Source organism: Colwellia meonggei, assembly GCF_057537295.1.
Map to the genome: position 1 here is coordinate 53,221 of NZ_BAAJLZ010000005.1, position 15,283 is coordinate 68,503.

Annotated in this window: 14 protein-coding genes, 4 tRNA genes and 1 riboswitch; of the genes, 9 read left to right on the forward strand and 9 right to left on the reverse strand. The window is 38.1% G+C overall.

Features of this window, described 5'->3' with window-relative positions; all coding sequences use genetic code 11:
• Positions 1-44 precede the first annotated feature (44 nt).
• Entirely contained in the window at positions 45-1,265 is a 1,221-nt protein-coding gene (locus AC27E9_RS13065) for a pyridoxal phosphate-dependent aminotransferase (protein WP_487130858.1), read from the reverse strand.
• Positions 1,266-1,484: 219 nt separating this feature from the next.
• Here AC27E9_RS13065 and AC27E9_RS13070 point away from each other — a divergent pair, with 219 nt between their 5' ends.
• Together AC27E9_RS13070 and AC27E9_RS13075 are read left to right on the forward strand one after the other, a co-directional pair.
• Positions 1,485-2,075 (forward strand): hypothetical protein, encoded by a 591-nt coding sequence (locus tag AC27E9_RS13070; RefSeq protein WP_487130860.1) that lies wholly within the window; start codon positions 1,485-1,487, stop codon positions 2,073-2,075.
• 247 nt (positions 2,076-2,322) lie between these two features.
• Complete coding sequence (locus tag AC27E9_RS13075; RefSeq protein WP_487130862.1) at positions 2,323-3,363, forward strand: ABC transporter substrate-binding protein; 1,041 nt, start codon at positions 2,323-2,325, stop codon at positions 3,361-3,363.
• Positions 3,364-3,431: 68 nt separating this feature from the next.
• On the opposite strand, the gene AC27E9_RS13080 is transcribed toward AC27E9_RS13075, so the two are convergent.
• Positions 3,432-5,144, reverse strand: coding sequence for a proline--tRNA ligase (locus AC27E9_RS13080; RefSeq protein WP_487130864.1), 1,713 nt, complete (start codon positions 5,142-5,144; stop codon positions 3,432-3,434).
• Positions 5,145-5,268: 124 nt separating this feature from the next.
• Positions 5,269-6,351, reverse strand: a complete 1,083-nt coding sequence (locus AC27E9_RS13085) for a Kelch repeat-containing protein (protein WP_487130866.1) — start codon at positions 6,349-6,351, stop codon at positions 5,269-5,271.
• A gap of 255 nt (positions 6,352-6,606) precedes the next feature.
• On the opposite strand from AC27E9_RS13085, the gene AC27E9_RS13090 reads away from it, so the two are divergent.
• The gene (locus AC27E9_RS13090) at positions 6,607-7,089 is read left to right on the forward strand and encodes a GNAT family N-acetyltransferase (protein ID WP_487130868.1); all 483 of its coding nucleotides are present in this window, start codon (positions 6,607-6,609) and stop codon (positions 7,087-7,089) included.
• Between the two features lie 22 nt (positions 7,090-7,111).
• On the forward strand, positions 7,112-7,975 hold the full coding sequence (locus tag AC27E9_RS13095) for a DMT family transporter (RefSeq protein ID WP_487130870.1): 864 nt from the start codon (positions 7,112-7,114) through the stop codon (positions 7,973-7,975).
• Between the two features lie 28 nt (positions 7,976-8,003).
• Here the strand turns inward: AC27E9_RS13095 and AC27E9_RS13100 are convergent, their stop codons facing one another.
• Positions 8,004-8,387 (reverse strand): RNA-binding S4 domain-containing protein, encoded by a 384-nt coding sequence (locus AC27E9_RS13100; RefSeq protein WP_487130872.1) that lies wholly within the window; start codon positions 8,385-8,387, stop codon positions 8,004-8,006.
• A gap of 188 nt (positions 8,388-8,575) precedes the next feature.
• Positions 8,576-8,659, forward strand: a riboswitch (cyclic di-GMP riboswitch).
• 59 nt (positions 8,660-8,718) lie between these two features.
• Between AC27E9_RS13100 and AC27E9_RS13105 the strand changes: the two genes are divergently transcribed.
• Complete coding sequence (locus AC27E9_RS13105; protein WP_487130874.1) at positions 8,719-9,063, forward strand: DUF3718 domain-containing protein; 345 nt, start codon at positions 8,719-8,721, stop codon at positions 9,061-9,063.
• Between the two features lie 317 nt (positions 9,064-9,380).
• Here AC27E9_RS13105 and AC27E9_RS13110 read toward each other — a convergent pair.
• From AC27E9_RS13110 to AC27E9_RS13125, 4 genes are all read right to left on the reverse strand, one after another.
• Positions 9,381-9,456, reverse strand: a tRNA-Val gene (locus AC27E9_RS13110).
• A gap of 30 nt (positions 9,457-9,486) precedes the next feature.
• A tRNA-Val gene (locus AC27E9_RS13115) sits at positions 9,487-9,562 on the reverse strand.
• A gap of 30 nt (positions 9,563-9,592) precedes the next feature.
• A tRNA-Val gene (locus AC27E9_RS13120) sits at positions 9,593-9,668 on the reverse strand.
• Positions 9,669-9,700: 32 nt separating this feature from the next.
• A tRNA-Val gene (locus tag AC27E9_RS13125) sits at positions 9,701-9,776 on the reverse strand.
• Positions 9,777-10,056: 280 nt separating this feature from the next.
• Between AC27E9_RS13125 and gltX the strand changes: the two genes are divergently transcribed.
• Positions 10,057-11,469 (forward strand): glutamate--tRNA ligase, encoded by a 1,413-nt coding sequence (gltX, locus tag AC27E9_RS13130; protein ID WP_487130876.1) that lies wholly within the window; start codon positions 10,057-10,059, stop codon positions 11,467-11,469.
• A gap of 177 nt (positions 11,470-11,646) precedes the next feature.
• On the opposite strand, the gene fabA is transcribed toward gltX, so the two are convergent.
• The gene (gene fabA, locus AC27E9_RS13135) at positions 11,647-12,162 is read right to left on the reverse strand and encodes a bifunctional 3-hydroxydecanoyl-ACP dehydratase/trans-2-decenoyl-ACP isomerase (protein WP_487130878.1); all 516 of its coding nucleotides are present in this window, start codon (positions 12,160-12,162) and stop codon (positions 11,647-11,649) included.
• A 177-nt stretch (positions 12,163-12,339) separates the two neighbouring features.
• Between fabA and AC27E9_RS13140 the strand changes: the two genes are divergently transcribed.
• The 3 genes from AC27E9_RS13140 to uvrC all read left to right on the forward strand — a co-directional run bounded on the left by AC27E9_RS13140 (position 12,340) and on the right by uvrC (position 15,232).
• Positions 12,340-12,594, forward strand: coding sequence for an anticodon-binding domain-containing protein (locus AC27E9_RS13140; protein WP_273208095.1), 255 nt, complete (start codon positions 12,340-12,342; stop codon positions 12,592-12,594).
• A gap of 137 nt (positions 12,595-12,731) precedes the next feature.
• Positions 12,732-13,376: a UvrY/SirA/GacA family response regulator transcription factor gene (gene uvrY / locus AC27E9_RS13145; protein WP_487130880.1), complete on the forward strand. Its 645-nt coding sequence runs from the start codon at positions 12,732-12,734 to the stop codon at positions 13,374-13,376.
• Between the two features lie 2 nt (positions 13,377-13,378).
• Positions 13,379-15,232 (forward strand): excinuclease ABC subunit UvrC, encoded by a 1,854-nt coding sequence (gene uvrC, locus AC27E9_RS13150; protein WP_487130882.1) that lies wholly within the window; start codon positions 13,379-13,381, stop codon positions 15,230-15,232.
• Positions 15,233-15,283 lie beyond the last annotated feature (51 nt).

Sequence of the window (15,283 nt, forward strand, 5' to 3'; positions counted from 1 at the left end):
TACATCAAATTTATCAAGACTTTATTGCATGAGTAAAAACGTTGTTACTGCTCTTGGCGGTAGGTACTAAAAAAGTTAGCGAGCTTTTCTAGTGCTGGCTTTAGTTCATCTACATGCGGTAAGAATACTAAACGGAAATAGTTTTTTTGCTTAATATTAAATGCTCGGCCATGTACTAAGAGAATCTTTTCCTGTTTGAGTAAATCTAATACCATTTTTTCATCATCTGTGATGTTAAATTTTTTCTGATCAACTTTAACAAATAAGTATAGTGCCCCCATTGCCGGGTGACACGATAGGCCATCAATGGCATTGATCATTTCGTATGCCATGTCACGTTGCTTTAAAAGACGACCGTCATCTTTAATTAATTCATTTATGCTTTGATAACCACCGAGCGCCGTTTGTATAGCATGTTGGCACGGCACGTTGGCACATAAACGCATTGAAGAAAGAATATTTAACCCTTCTAAGTAGTCTTCGGCATGTAATTTTGGTCCAGTAATTACCATCCAACCTGCACGAAAGCCAGCAATGCGATAATTTTTTGATAAGCCGCCCATAGTTATAATTAACACATCGTTGGCCAATGTCGCAGTGGGAATGTGTTGTGCAGTATCATATAGTATTTTGTCGTATATCTCGTCGCTAAAAATAATCAAATTATGCTGGCGTGCTAAGTCAACTATTCCTTCTAATACTTCTTTGCTGTACACCGCTCCCGTAGGATTGTTGGGGTTGATCAAAACAATCGCTTTCGTTTTCTTGGTTATTTTTTTCGCCATATCTTCTAAATCGGGAAACCAAAAATTTTCATCATCACAAACATAATGAACAGGGTTTCCACCAGACAAGGCAACTGCTGCGGTCCAAAGTGGGTAATCTGGCGCAGGTATTAGGACTTCATCTTCGTTATTTAAAAGTCCTTGCATGGCCATAACTATGAGTTCACTAACACCGTTACCAATAAAAATATCGTCGACGCTAACATCTAAAATGCCTTGTTGCTGAAAATATTGCATTACCGCAACACGAGCAGGGTAAATACCCTTTGATTCGCAGTAACCTTGTGCTGTTGGTAAGTTATGAATTACGTCTTTGAGAATGTCATCGGGCGCGTCAAAGCCAAAAGGAGCAGGGTTGCCAATATTTAGTTTTAATATTTTATGTCCTTCATCTTCTAAACGTTTTGCTTCCGCGGCTACTTGTCCACGAATTTCGTAACAAACATTTTTTAATTTAGAAGATTTATTGATCATTTTCATAAGGGCAGTCTTTGTTAGGGAAAAGAAAATTAACTTTGTTGTTAAGCTCCTAACCATTGTTGCTAATATTTCTTAACTTTGAAATAGTTACTTGCAAATTTTTTATAGTAAATTTTACCTTTTTGCACCATCTTGTTATTAAGGGCTGAAACTGGATTAGGTATTCAGCCATTTATTATCATTAAATTACCATAACCTTTAGTATAAAGGAGTGAATTTATGCCGTTACCTTTATTATGGATTGGTGCAGCAGCAGTCTCTGCGTTAGCTGTAAAAGGGTTAGCTGATGACAGAAAAGCGCAACAACGAAAACGTTCTCATAGTTTTCGAGTGCAAACGTTGAATGACTTAGCGCAGCATGAAAGCCCTATTGCGACTTACCCAACGGATATTTTTGATACTGAACAGCAGGTAAAGCCTGAAATAGGCGCAATAGTGTGTTGTGGTATCGGCGGTGTTCTAGACCATACTGGGATTTGGGTGGGAGAAAATACAATTATCGAACTAGATGGCAATGGTTTAGTTAAACCTGTATCGCCACGCCGTTTTACTGATGATCGTTCTGGAAAGGGGGTTTTTATTGCCTGTGATTCGTTAGGTAAGCCATTAACGAGTGAGGTTGCTGCACAAAGTGCTATTGAACAAATTTATCAGCAACGGGATTATCATTTATTTGATAATAACTGCCACCAATTTATATGGCAGTGTTTTCAACCAAACGCAGAGGCAATAACAACGTTTAAATCTTTATCTGTGAATGTCGCACAATTATTTGATCGTGTTGTTTATTGGGACTTGTGTGACTGTTAGCCATTTGGGGTTGATTACTATTTTAGGTTTATTATCATTAACTACTAGCCAAGTTTGGTAAAACCTATTTGCACCGGTGTTAAGTGCGGGTTGTAGATCGGGCAAGTATAAGTTAAAGCTAGGCTGTGATTTATTATTCTCGTCAATTTACCTAGTTTGAACTATTCTGACATAATTAGCTTTTTACTTTGTTGTTAGTGGTGTTATGTATAAAAGTTGCCGGATTTTACTGTTAGTTATTTTCCTGATGTTATTTTCAGCAACAGGGCAGTCAAAAAATTTAAAAGTGGTTTTTTTAAATCCTGGCTTTCTTGAACAAAATACAACCGGTAGTTTTTGGGCCAATGTCAGTTTGTTTATGCAGGCTGCTGCAGACGACTTAACTATTGATCTTATTAGCGTATATGGTGAAAGAAACCATGTAGTTACTAAGTCTCTTGCTGGCAAAGTTGCGTCGCATTCGCCAGATTATGTGATACTAGTGAATGAAAAAGGCACAGGGATTCATTTAGTTAAAGAACTGGCAAAATTTAACTTTCCTATTTTTATGCTACTCAATGGCTTTAGTAATATTGAGTTAATGCAATTAACACCGAAAGAACGCTCATTAATTATCGGCAGCGTTATTCCTAATAACTTTACGGTAGGTAAACGCTTGGCTAGTGATTTATTCCAACTTTATAAAAGTGCGATGCCTAATAGTGAAGGTGAATCTTTATCTCACTTATTAGCACTGCAAGGTGATCACACCACTCCTGCGTCTTTGCAACGTTCTGCCGGTTTAAAGCAATTTTTATCAAAAAACCAAAAGGTTATTGCTATTGATAGTATCGTAGCGCATTGGTCAAAGCAGCAGGCATATCAAAAAGTGCAAGGCTTATTACGGCGCAAAAGAATTGACTTAATTTGGGCAGCAAATGACGCTATGGCCCACGGAGCTAAGCAAGCTGTAGATGAAGCAAACCTTGATTATAAGGTGTTAATAGGCGGTATTAATTGGGACATTGACGAGCCAAAGCATACTATTGATATTTCTTACGGCGGTCATGTTACGTTAGGTGCTTATGCTTTGGTTATGTTGCGTGATATTGATGAAGGTTTGTTAACTAATGAACAGCGCCACCAACTGCTTGATATTTTTCAATCTAGTAAACAAGACTATTATTTAGCTTTTAAGCAATTGCTGATGTTAAACAAGTTGTCACAATATAATTTTGCGATGTTCAGCCAAAGACAAAACAGTAGCAGTGCTTTTTCTGTTGAAAACTTAATTAAAACCATAAAATAAAAAACGGTTAGTGCAAAATGCCACTAACCGCTTAAAGAATACTTTTTCAGAAGTATTTTAGATTGTCGTTATTTAGCAAATAGTGACATAACATCAGCTATTGCAAGCATTGATTTCTCACCGGTAATTCGGTTTTTCACTTCAATTTCTTGATTATCTAAATTACGTTCACCAATAATTAATAATAGTGGTGTACCAACTAGTTCGTGATCAGCAAACATTACACCCGGACGCTCTTTGCGGTCATCAAAAATTACTTCAATGCCAGCGGCTTGTAATTGCTCATATAAGCCTTCCGCTGTTTCTTTTACACGCGCAGATTTAGCCATATTCATAGGAACAATTGCGACTTGATATGGGGCAAGTGCTTCAGGCCACTTTATACCGTATTTATCGTGGTTTTGCTCAATAGCTGCCGCAACAATGCGAGAAACACCGATACCGTAACAACCCATAGTTAAAATTTGGTTTTTACCTGCTTCTGTTAGTACGCCACAATTCATCGCTTGCGCGTATTTTTCACCTAATTGGAAAATATGACCAACTTCGATACCGCGTTTAATCACTATATTACCTGAACCACATGGGCTTGGGTCGCCTTCAACAACATTTCGTAAATCAGAAATGGTGTAGTTGGTTACATCACGATCCCAGTTAACACCGGTAAGGTGTACGTCGTCTTTATTTGCGCCACAAACAAAATCTGCTAAATGTGCAGCGCTGCGATCAACTACCACGTCAATATTTAAATCGACAGGGCCTATCGAGCCAGCGTTACAACCTACAGACGCCAAAATTTCTTCATCACTAGCAAAAGTTAGTGGTGAGGCAATTTGTGGCAAGTTTTCTGTTTTAATTTCATTTAACTGATGATCACCACGTAACACTAACGCAATGATTGGACTTGCATCCTCATCTGCTGCGATACCTTTAACGAGTAAAGTTTTTACCGTAGTTTCAGCTTTTACTTTTAAAAAATTAGCAACATCTTCTATGCTACGTACATTAGGTGTCGCAATATCTGCTATGGTTTGTGAAGCTTCAGGGCGAGCACCTGTTGGTGCAAGTGCTTCAGCTTTTTCGATGTTGGCAGCAAAATCGCTGGCATCACTAAAAGCAATATCATCTTCACCAGAGTCAGCTAGTACGTGGAATTCATGCGATGCATCGCCACCAATAGAACCAGTATCTGCAATAACAGGGCGGTAATCTAAGCCTAAACGATCAAATATACGGCAGTATGCATCAAACATGATCTGATAAGTTTCTGCTAAACACTCCTGACCTAAATGGAAAGAATAAGCGTCTTTCATTAGGAATTCACGGCCGCGCATAACACCAAATCGAGGACGAATTTCATCACGGAACTTAGTTTGGATTTGGAACATGCTTAATGGTAGCTGTTTGTAACTACTGATTTCGTTACTGACAAGCTTGGTGATAACTTCTTCATGTGTTGGACCCAAAACAAACGGGCGTTTGTGGCGATCATTTAAACGCAATAATTCTGGACCGTAATCATCCCAACGACCAGACTCTTCCCATAAATCTGCCGGTTGTACCATCGGCATCAATACTTCTAATGCGCCAGCTCGTTCCATTTCTTCGCGAACAATATTTTCAACTTTACGTAATACTTTTAAGCCCGTGGGTAACCAAGTATATAAGCCTGATGCGACATTACGTACTAAACCAGCACGTAACATTAATTGATGACTGATAACTTCAGCGCTAGCAGGGGTTTCTTTCAAAGTTGAAAGTAAGTATTGACTGGTACGCATTGAGAAAAAATTCCTAGTGAGCGAATAATAAGTAAGAGCCGTATTCTAACAGGGCAATTTCATGCAACAAAGGTTTAAATTGCCCAATTGTGAAAAACATTTATAAAATTGTTGGTTTACAAAATTAATATTGGTTTATTGTATTTAACACCTGCTGGTTTTCTGACATACCGCCTATGGTTATTAGTTTGCCATTAAGTTCTAATAAACCTCGGTGGTCCATTGTGGCGTTTCTGCTGTTAGTAATATGCCATGTTGCGGTGTCGACGTTATAGTGCCAAATTTCATTACTTGGTGCTGCGGGCTTGCCATTGTATCCGATGCCATTGTAGTTATATGGGTTATTACTGCCGCCAATAAAAACAATTTTTTTGCTATTTTCCTTAGCGTTAATCACACCTTTTGCGGCCATACGATAGCGAGATTCACCTGTTGGGTGGTCAACCTTAAACCAAGATATTTTAGCAATGTTTTTAGGGTTTATCTCGCCACGGTAACAAGCACTTTCAGCAGCATAACTGCGGCGCTTATTAAGATGAACGTCGACTCTGACACCATCACAAATGAGTAGTGTGCTATTAACGATACCGCCGGCGTGGCCAAATACTGCTTTACCTGGAAAAGGCGACGCCTGTTGCCATTGATTAGTTTTAGTATCATATACTTGCACTAAATTTACATTACCGTCATTGTGCCAGCCACTTACTAAATAAATATAACGACCTTGGTATGGTAAAGCGATGCTGTCATCGACAGGAACAGGCATAGGAGCAAGTTGTTGGTAGCTATCTGATAATACATGATAGGCGTAAACATCAGGTACAGAGACCTCACTATGATCTTTGGCAACAGTGTAACCACCGAAAACATATGCGGTTTCATTAATGGCTGTGGCGACACTTGCTAACCTACCTATTAGTCCATTTACTGGTTGTGCAATAGGTACTGGAGATTTAATCAGCCAAGTATTATGTGCTACATCATAAACGTATGTGTTGTTGTGAACATCTTGATAACTTTTGCCATTGGTTAGCCCTGAGAAAGAGATAAGATATTCTTCATTATCTATTCTAACTTGTGCAACGGCGTTGTTGCTGACCGGTTCTGATAATTTGTTATATCGCTTATCAGTCTTTGCAGCTGAATTTGACGTTATAGATACAAAACACAGACTGATTAATAAGAATGAGATAAAATAGTTAGGCATAACACACCCAAGCAAAGTTGTGAAAATAGTCGCTTATGCTAGCACGAATATTCGTGTGTTTTTCTTGTTTTTAAGTGCTATATGCTTTTATTTTTATGATCTTAGCTGCTATCAATGCTGAGATAAGGTAAAGTCCAAAGCTCTAGTTTTTAACTAGTGTTTTATGCTGTAACCAAGGTTTATAAGACATAACTTAAACTGTTTGGTCTTGAGCATGACGGTGAAAAATAAATGGGTTAGATAAGGATAATAATAATGAGTATTTCAGTCATTACTGCCAATTATCATGATGAGCAACAAGCAAATGATGTATTAACTTGTTTGTCAGCCTATGCGCTTGATCCTATGGGCGGTGGAGAAGCGTTATCTGAATATGTTCAAAATAATTTGATTACACAATTACAGCAGCAAGCAAATGTCTTTAGTGTTTTGTGCTATGTTGACGGTAAAGTTGCGGCATTGGCAAATTGCGTGGAAGGCTTTTCAACGTTTAGTGCAAAACCATTAATTAACTTTCATGACATTGTGGTGTTAGAGCTATACAGAGGTAGAGGTTTAAGCCAATATTTATTTGATTATGTTGAAGCTATAGCCAAAGACAAGGGCTGTTGTAAGCTAACGCTGGAAGTACTTGAAGGGAATACAGTTGCTAAGAAAGCTTATGAAAAAGTTGGTTTTGCAGGCTACGAGCTGGATCCTGAAATGGGGCAGGCAGTATTCTGGCAAAAACAACTTTAAAACCTAAACTATTGAACTCGATATGCATTATTTACTATTAACTGCTATTGCAATATTTTTTTGGAGTAGTTTGGCGCTACTGGTTGCCGAGCTTAGTCACATACCGCCTTTTCTTCTTTTAGCTAGCTGCTTATTAGTTGGTGGCAGTTTATCTATTTTTCAGTATAAAAAGTGGCAATTTAGCCCTACATTACTATTGGTTGGAGTTGGCGGTATATTTGGTTACCATTTTTTGCTGTTTATGGCGTTACGTTTGGCACCACCTGTCGCGGCAAACTTACTTAATTATTTATGGCCACTATTCATTTTGTTATTTACTCCATTGTTCTTTAAGGATATAAGTTTAACGAAACGGCAAGTATTGGGTACTTTGGTATCATTAATTGGTGCTGGTCTAATTGTCGCAGCCAATGGTTTGGATTTCTCATCTGAGCATCTACTTGGTTATAGTTTAGCATTCATGGCTGCAGTTACATGGGCATGCTATTCGTTGTTATCTAAAAAATTAATTATTAAATACACTGAATTTGGCTCTGCAACAGTCGGACTGTTTTGTTTACTTTCTGGTGTATTAGCAGCACTTGCTCATATTATAGCTGAAGAAATACCTACTATTAGTAGTTCTGATTTAGGCTTAATTTTTTTATTAGGGGTAGGGCCAATGGGGTTATCTTTTTATTGTTGGGATGCCGCAGTCAAAAAAGGTGATCCGCGGGTGATTGCAACAATGTCATACTTTACACCCCTGTTATCAACTCTACTGTTAATACTATTTAGTGAATCACTTTTTAGTCAGCAAGTTTTTACCGCAATGCTGCTTATTGTTGCAGGTGCAATTATTGCCAATTTAAGAATACGTCAAGGTAATGGAGTTGATAGTATTTAAGCATTAGTAAGCCAACTTATAGCGAATACTAAAAGGAGATTGGTTTACGCTTTGAACGTGCCGGCATTTCAGTAGTTTGTTCTTTTTCTATGGCACTTTGTTTTACTTTTTTCTTTGTTTGCTTCTTTTTAGTCGCTTTTACCTTCGATACAAGTGGTTGTATTGATGGCTCCGGTTTTGTTAGGTCTTCAACAAAGTTAACCTGAAAAATTTCGCCATTAAATTCAATAATGTCTTCATGGTAAATCTTTTTACGTTTTTGAAATTCAACTTCATTATTAACAGCTACATAGCCTTCACTGATGACAATTTTGGCTTCGCCACCACCACCAACCATATTTGCTATTTTAAGTAGTTTACATAATTCAATGGGTTGTACAGAAATATTAATTAAAGGAATGTCGTCAATCATGAAAAGTCTTTAAAGCAAAATTTAAAAAATAATTATAACTGAGTTACTAACTAATGTCCTCCGCTGATACTTATTACACTTTAGTTAAAGCACAGTAAATCTAGCTTTAACTATTTGTATTGTAGTAAAAATAGTCACATTACAAAAATTAACCTTGTGTAACAATAATGTCTCTGTATAATGCGCCTCGGCAGAAACGGCAAGATACTTGAAAAGGTATTACGCAAAACTACCGGTCTACGGGTATTACCTATGACAGCGGGGTTTCCAATGCGATTTAGTATCGATAGTTCGTTTCACAGTTTTTACTTTATTGATATTAAGGCACACCATGAAAAACATCATATTAGCTATTTCATTTGTATTATTAACTTCTACTTACTCGTCAAATGTACAAGCCCAAAATGTAGCTAAAACTCTATGTGAATACGTTTCTGTTGATGATAAATCACGTTTTCGTTCATTTCTAAAGTCTAATAAATTAAAAATTCGTAAAGTATTCGACGGTGTTCAATGTAACGGCCAAAATTTAGTTGCATTTGCTAGTCAGAAAAACGCAATTAAAACGGGCACTTTAATGTTAGGTAAATTACCAAAAGCGAAAGTTGAAGGTATTTTAGCAACGATCACATCTCCTGAATTAACAGCAGCTGCACAGAAGCGCATTAATGGCTAATCGTTAAAATATAATATTTTGATCAAGCGAGCATAGGCTCGCTTTTTTATTGCCTAGAATTCTCTTGTAATGTATTTACAAGGTATGGAATTGATAACAGTGAGCAAAGCTTCGTAAATGGTGTATCGAATAGAGAATTACCCTTTGTGGTTTTTGCAGTTGTTTAGTTTTGGCAAAAGCTTAAAGGCTTAACAATACTCGTGGTGGACGATACTGGACTTGAATCAGTGACTTGGCGCAGATTATAAAGAGTAGTAGGTGCTTTATAAAGAAAAGCTAAAAGGTTCAAAAAAAAGGTTTTGAGGATTTAAAAATAGTGGTGGACGATACTGGGCTTGAACCAGTGACCCCCGCCTTGTAAGGGCGGTGCTCTCCCAACTGAGCTAATCGTCCATTTTGGTTTTAATTCTTTATGGCAAAGAATGGTGGACGATACTGGGCTTGAACCAGTGACCCCCGCCTTGTAAGGGCGGTGCTCTCCCAACTGAGCTAATCGTCCATTTTGGTTTTAATTCTTTATGGTAAAGAATGGTGGACGATACTGGGCTTGAACCAGTGACCCCCGCCTTGTAAGGGCGGTGCTCTCCCAACTGAGCTAATCGTCCATATAAGAAAATAACTTATACAAACAGAGATATGGTGGACGATACTGGGCTTGAACCAGTGACCCCCGCCTTGTAAGGGCGGTGCTCTCCCAACTGAGCTAATCGTCCGTCTCTGTGGGGGCGTATTATAGGGAGAACGAAAAAGCTGTCAACAAAAACTCGGTACTTTTTTGCTATTTTTTTAACTATTTAGTTCAACCGCTTCAATTTCCATCATAGTGATGGATTTGTGAACTTTTTTAGCCGACTAAGCGTTATTTGAAATGAATTAAGCCAACGAGTAGGTGTATTTCATATCTTTGCCTGATAAAATGCAGCCAACTTTATTAACCATAATTTTTGTTTTTATTGCTTTCTTGGGCAATTAAACATCTTAGTTGAGATTTTTATGACTTTAACAACTCGTTTTGCTCCTAGTCCAACAGGGTATTTGCATGTTGGTGGCGCACGTACTGCTTTATACAGTTGGTTATATGCCCAAAAAAATGGCGGTAACTTTATTCTTCGTATTGAAGACACTGATTTAGAACGTTCAACTCAAGCCTCTGTTGATGCCATAATGGATGGTATGAATTGGTTAAACCTTGAATGGACACATGGCCCTTATTTTCAAACACAACGTTTTGACCGTTATAAAGAAGTTATTGCAGAGCTTTTAGCATCTGGTAATGCTTATCGTTGTTATAGCACCGCAGAAGAAGTTGAAGCGATGCGTGAAGAAGCGAAAGCCAAAGGTGAAATTGAAAAGTACAACGGCTTATGGCGTGACCGTACAGATCACCCCGCAGATAGGGCTTTTGTTATTCGATTTAAAAACCCATTAGACGGTGATGTTGTCATTAATGACATCGTTAAAGGTGATATTACAATTAGTAATAGCCAACTTGACGACTTAATTATTGCTCGCTCAGACGGTACGCCAACCTACAACTTAACGGTTGTTGTTGATGATTTAGACATGAAGATTAGTCACGTAGTACGTGGTGATGATCATATTAGTAATACTCCGAAACAAATTAATATTCTAAAAGCGTTAGGTGCAACAATTCCTGCATACGCACATATTCCAATGATTTTGGGCGATGACGGCAAACGTTTATCAAAACGTCATGGTGCGGTAAGTGTTATGCAATATCGCGATGACGGTTACTTACCAGAGGCATTATTAAACTACTTAGTACGTTTAGGTTGGTCTCATGGCGATCAAGAGATTTTCTCTCGTGAAGAGATGATAGAGCTTTTTGATTTAACCGGCTGTAACCGTGCTCCTTCAGCGTTTAATACTGATAAGCTTATTTGGGTTAATCAGCATTACATGAAAACACTAGCGCCAAGTTATGTAGCTTCTCATCTAGAGTGGCATATGGCTGAGCAAGGCATTAACGTTGAGAGCGGCCCTGCGCTTGAAGAAATTGTTAAAGTGCAAGCTGATCGCGTAAAAACATTGAAAGAAATGGCGCAAATCAGTCGTTATTTTTATGAAGATTTTACCGAATTAGATGCCACAGCAGTTAAAAAGCATTTACGCCCAGTGGTTAAAGAGCCGTTACAAGTGGTAAAAAGTAAACTTGCTGCACTAACTGAATGGTCGCCGGAGCTTATTCACGCAGCAATTAATGATACCGCTACAGAGCTAGAAGTTGGTATGGGGAAAGTTGGCATGCCACTTCGCGTAGCAGCAACTGGTGGCGGCAACTCGCCTTCACTTGATATTACGTTAGCTTTATTAGACCAACAAAAGGTGCTTGATAGAATTGACCAAGCATTGGTTGTTGTAGAAGCGCGTATTACTAATAGCTAGTACTTGTAATTTGCTATCAAAAAAGCCAGCTGAACAGCTGGCTTTTTTATATTCAGAATAAATAGTATAACGCGGTCACAATTATGTGAATGAGCGTATATATTCAGAACGAATACTATAAAGCAGCCACATATGCCACTTTATACTGTTCTATACTCTGTCTTTTATTATTCGTTATTAAAACTTAGTGGTATCAGTAAATAAACCAACTTTTAAATCAGTTGCCGTGTAAATAACGCGACCATCAACTGAAACAGTGCCATCTGCAATACCCATAAATAATTTACGTTTGATAACACGCTTAAGGGTAATTTTGTAAGTTACTTTTTTTGCTGTTGGTAAAATTTGTCCAGTAAACTTCACTTCACCCACACCTAATGCGCGGCCGTGACCTGGACCGCCAGACCATGCTAAATAGAAGCCAGTTAATTGCCACATTGCATCTAAACCAAGACAACCTGGCATGACAGGATCACCTTTGAAATGACAATCGAAAAACCAAAGGTCAGGGGTAATATCTAACTCGGCAATAATTTCACCTTTACCATGCTCGCCACCGTCATCGTTAATGCTAATAATTCTGTCCATCATTAACATATTGTCTGATGGTAATTGGCTGTTACCAGCACCGAACATTTCACCTGTACCCGCTTTAACTAGGTCTTCTTTTGTGAACGAATTTTTTTGTTCCATGGGATCACTTACATCTATTGAGAATTTGAAAGGCGTTACTTTAGCGAACACTTGTACGCTAAACAACTCCGAACAGTTAAATAAATTGAGTTTTTACTTAACTTCTGTATTAAAATTTGCCAGAATCGGTTATGCGTAACCAGTCCGGTTGTGTGCAATGTGATAGGTAAGATATTGATGAACATAAAAAAGAAAGCATTAACAAATGCTGAAAAGCAAAAGCGTTACCGTGAGCGCCAAAAAGATCGTGGCAAAAAGGAAATGCGAGGTTATTTGTCACCAGAAGCACAAAAATGCTACGAATTAATTGCTGAACAAACAAAATGGAATGACAGCATTATTTTAAGTAATGCTGTGCGATTAACTTATGCCGCCTATAAAAATGGTCAAATTGGCTTATTAAATAGTTGGTTAAATAAGAATGAGTTATAACCTCTGCTTAATATTTGTTTAATAACTGACTGAATTAAAGAAAAAGCGGTAATTTAGATTGTGTTAATGACTGATTCGCTATATTCTTTTTGTCTAATATTTTGCTGTTTCTTAAGAAATTCTAAGGTAATTTTACGTTGATAAATGTTTTGTTAGTTGATGATCACGAGTTGGTTCGTACTGGAATACGAAAAATCCTAGACGAAGTAAAAGGACTTAAGGTTATTGGTGAAGCCAAAACGGGCGAAGAAGCTGTGCAGTTTTGTCGAAAAACTGAGCCTAATGTTGTGCTAATGGATATGAATATGCCAGGCATTGGTGGTTTAGAAGCAACGAAGAAAATTATTCGTTATGCGCCTGACGTTAAAGTTATCGTGTTAACAGTTTATTGTGAAGATCCTATTCCTACCAAAGTTATGCAAATTGGTGCTGCAGGTTACTTAACTAAAGGTGCAGGCCCAGATGAAATGATTAATGCTATTCGTGCAGTAAATAGTGGCCAGCGTTATATTACGCCAGAAATCGCTCAGCAAATGGCATTAAGCCAATTTAAAACGGCAGAAGAAAACCCATTTAACAGTTTGTCAGAGCGTGAATTACAAATCATGTTAATGATCACACGTGGTGAAAAAGTGCCTGATATTTCAGAGCAGCTTGTTTTAAGTACTAAAACCATTAACAGTTATCGTTACCGTATGTTTGAAAAGCTCAATGTTGGTAATGATGTTGAGCTAACGCATTTAGCTATCCGTCATGGTATGTTGAAAACTGAAGCATTGTAGTTTTGTCTGAAGAATCATTATCAAATGAAGATATTACGTTTGATCATAAAGCTTTCCTCGCAGTCGTTTCCGAACAAGCAGGGGTGTATCGTATGTACGATATCACCCAAACAGTTATTTATGTTGGCAAAGCTAAGCACCTTAAGAAACGTCTCGCCAGTTATTTTCGTAAAGATGTTGGAAGTAACAAAACTCGCGCATTAGTCAAACAAATTGCCGCCATCGATGTCACAGTTACCCATACTGAAGGTGAAGCGCTGATCCTCGAAAATAATTATATTAAGAAGTACCAACCTAAATATAATATTTTACTGCGTGATGACAAATCCTATCCTTATTTATTAATTACTAATCACAAGCACCCCAAGCTTGGTTTGCACCGTGGTGGTAAAAAAATTAAAGGCGAATACTTTGGCCCATACCCAACAGTTGGCGCGGTTTGGGAAAGTTTACGTTTAATGCAAAAGTTATTTCCTTTGCGGCAATGTGAAGACAGTTATTATCGTGCGCGCAGTCGACCTTGTTTACAATTTCAATTAGGACGTTGTTCTGCGCCGTGTGTTGATAAGATTTCTCAGCAAGATTATCAACAACAAGTTCAGCTCGCGAAAATGTTTTTAAAAGGCAAGAGCTCAACGGTAATTGAACACCTCGTCGCAAAAATGGAAACTGCGAGTCAAGAGCTGCAGTTTGAGCATGCAGCAAAATACCGTGATCAAATAGCTACCTTAAGAAAAGTTCAGCAACAGCAGTTTGTCAGTGGCTCAGCAGCAGAAATGGACGTGATTGGCTTGTTTCGTCATAAATCACAGGCCTGTATACATTTATTATTTGTTCGTGAGCAAAAAATATTGGGGAGCAAAAGTTATTTTCCTACAGTTCCTGTTGATACCAGTGACGCAGAGATAATTGCAGCATTTATTAGTCAACACTATATAGGTAATGAGCTCAACTCTGGTGCTATTCCTAAAGAAATAGTTTTAACAACAGCGATTGAGCACCAGCAAGATATTATTCAGGTAATAAGTGCCCAAGCAGAGCACGAGGTAAAAATATCACACAATGTTCGTACAGAACGTTCACAGTATTTGAAATTGGCTTGTACCAACGCAGAAACTGCGTTGATGACTAGAAACGCTCATAAAGAGTCGATGCAAGCACGGTTTTCTGCGTTGAATGAAGTATTTGAATTACCAAATGGTATTTCGCGAATTGAGTGTTTTGATATTAGTCATACCATGGGGCAACAAACCGTCGCCTCTAATGTGGTGTTTAATCAGGAAGGGCCATTAAAAAGCGATTACCGGCGCTATAATGTTCATGGTATAACCCCAGGTGATGACTATGCAGCAATGGCCTTTGCGTTAGATAAGCGTTATAGCAAGGTTAATAGCGAAGAAAAAATGCCAGATATTATTTTTATTGATGGCGGAAAAGGGCAACTGGCAAAAGCAGAAGCTTTTTTTAGTAATATTGAACAAGTAAAAACACCTCTTTTGGTTGGTGTTGCTAAAGGGGAGTCAAGAAAGCCTGGTTTAGAAACCTTAATTTTGGCGGGTAGCCATCAGCTAATTTCATTACCCGCCACTTCGCCCGCTTTACATTTAGTACAACATATTCGTGATGAATCACATCGTTTTGCGATAACAGGTCATAGAGCAAAACGTCAAAAAGCCAGTAAAAAATCAACATTGGAAGCAATACCTGGTATTGGTGCTAAAAAACGGCAAGCACTTTTACAGTACTTAGGTGGCCTGCAAGAAGTTTTAAAAGCTGATAAAGCAACCCTTGAAAAAGTGCCAGGTATAAGTAAGTTACTAGCAGAAAATATTTATGATGCCTTGCATGACAATTAACAAGCAATCTGTGTAAAATGGGCTTTAGCGTCAATTACTCTCGATTTGAAC

Coding starts and splice junctions, on each gene's coding strand:
- AC27E9_RS13065 (WP_487130858.1), bottom strand. CDS start 1,265: ATGAAAATGATCAATAAATCTTCTAAATTAAAAAATGTTTGTTACGAA.
- AC27E9_RS13070 (WP_487130860.1), top strand. CDS start 1,485: ATGCCGTTACCTTTATTATGGATTGGTGCAGCAGCAGTCTCTGCGTTA.
- AC27E9_RS13075 (WP_487130862.1), top strand. CDS start 2,323: ATGTTATTTTCAGCAACAGGGCAGTCAAAAAATTTAAAAGTGGTTTTT.
- AC27E9_RS13080 (WP_487130864.1), bottom strand. CDS start 5,144: ATGCGTACCAGTCAATACTTACTTTCAACTTTGAAAGAAACCCCTGCT.
- AC27E9_RS13085 (WP_487130866.1), bottom strand. CDS start 6,351: ATGCCTAACTATTTTATCTCATTCTTATTAATCAGTCTGTGTTTTGTA.
- AC27E9_RS13090 (WP_487130868.1), top strand. CDS start 6,607: ATGAGTATTTCAGTCATTACTGCCAATTATCATGATGAGCAACAAGCA.
- AC27E9_RS13095 (WP_487130870.1), top strand. CDS start 7,112: ATGCATTATTTACTATTAACTGCTATTGCAATATTTTTTTGGAGTAGT.
- AC27E9_RS13100 (WP_487130872.1), bottom strand. CDS start 8,387: ATGATTGACGACATTCCTTTAATTAATATTTCTGTACAACCCATTGAA.
- AC27E9_RS13105 (WP_487130874.1), top strand. CDS start 8,719: ATGAAAAACATCATATTAGCTATTTCATTTGTATTATTAACTTCTACT.
- gltX (WP_487130876.1), top strand. CDS start 10,057: ATGACTTTAACAACTCGTTTTGCTCCTAGTCCAACAGGGTATTTGCAT.
- fabA (WP_487130878.1), bottom strand. CDS start 12,162: ATGGAACAAAAAAATTCGTTCACAAAAGAAGACCTAGTTAAAGCGGGT.
- AC27E9_RS13140 (WP_273208095.1), top strand. CDS start 12,340: ATGAACATAAAAAAGAAAGCATTAACAAATGCTGAAAAGCAAAAGCGT.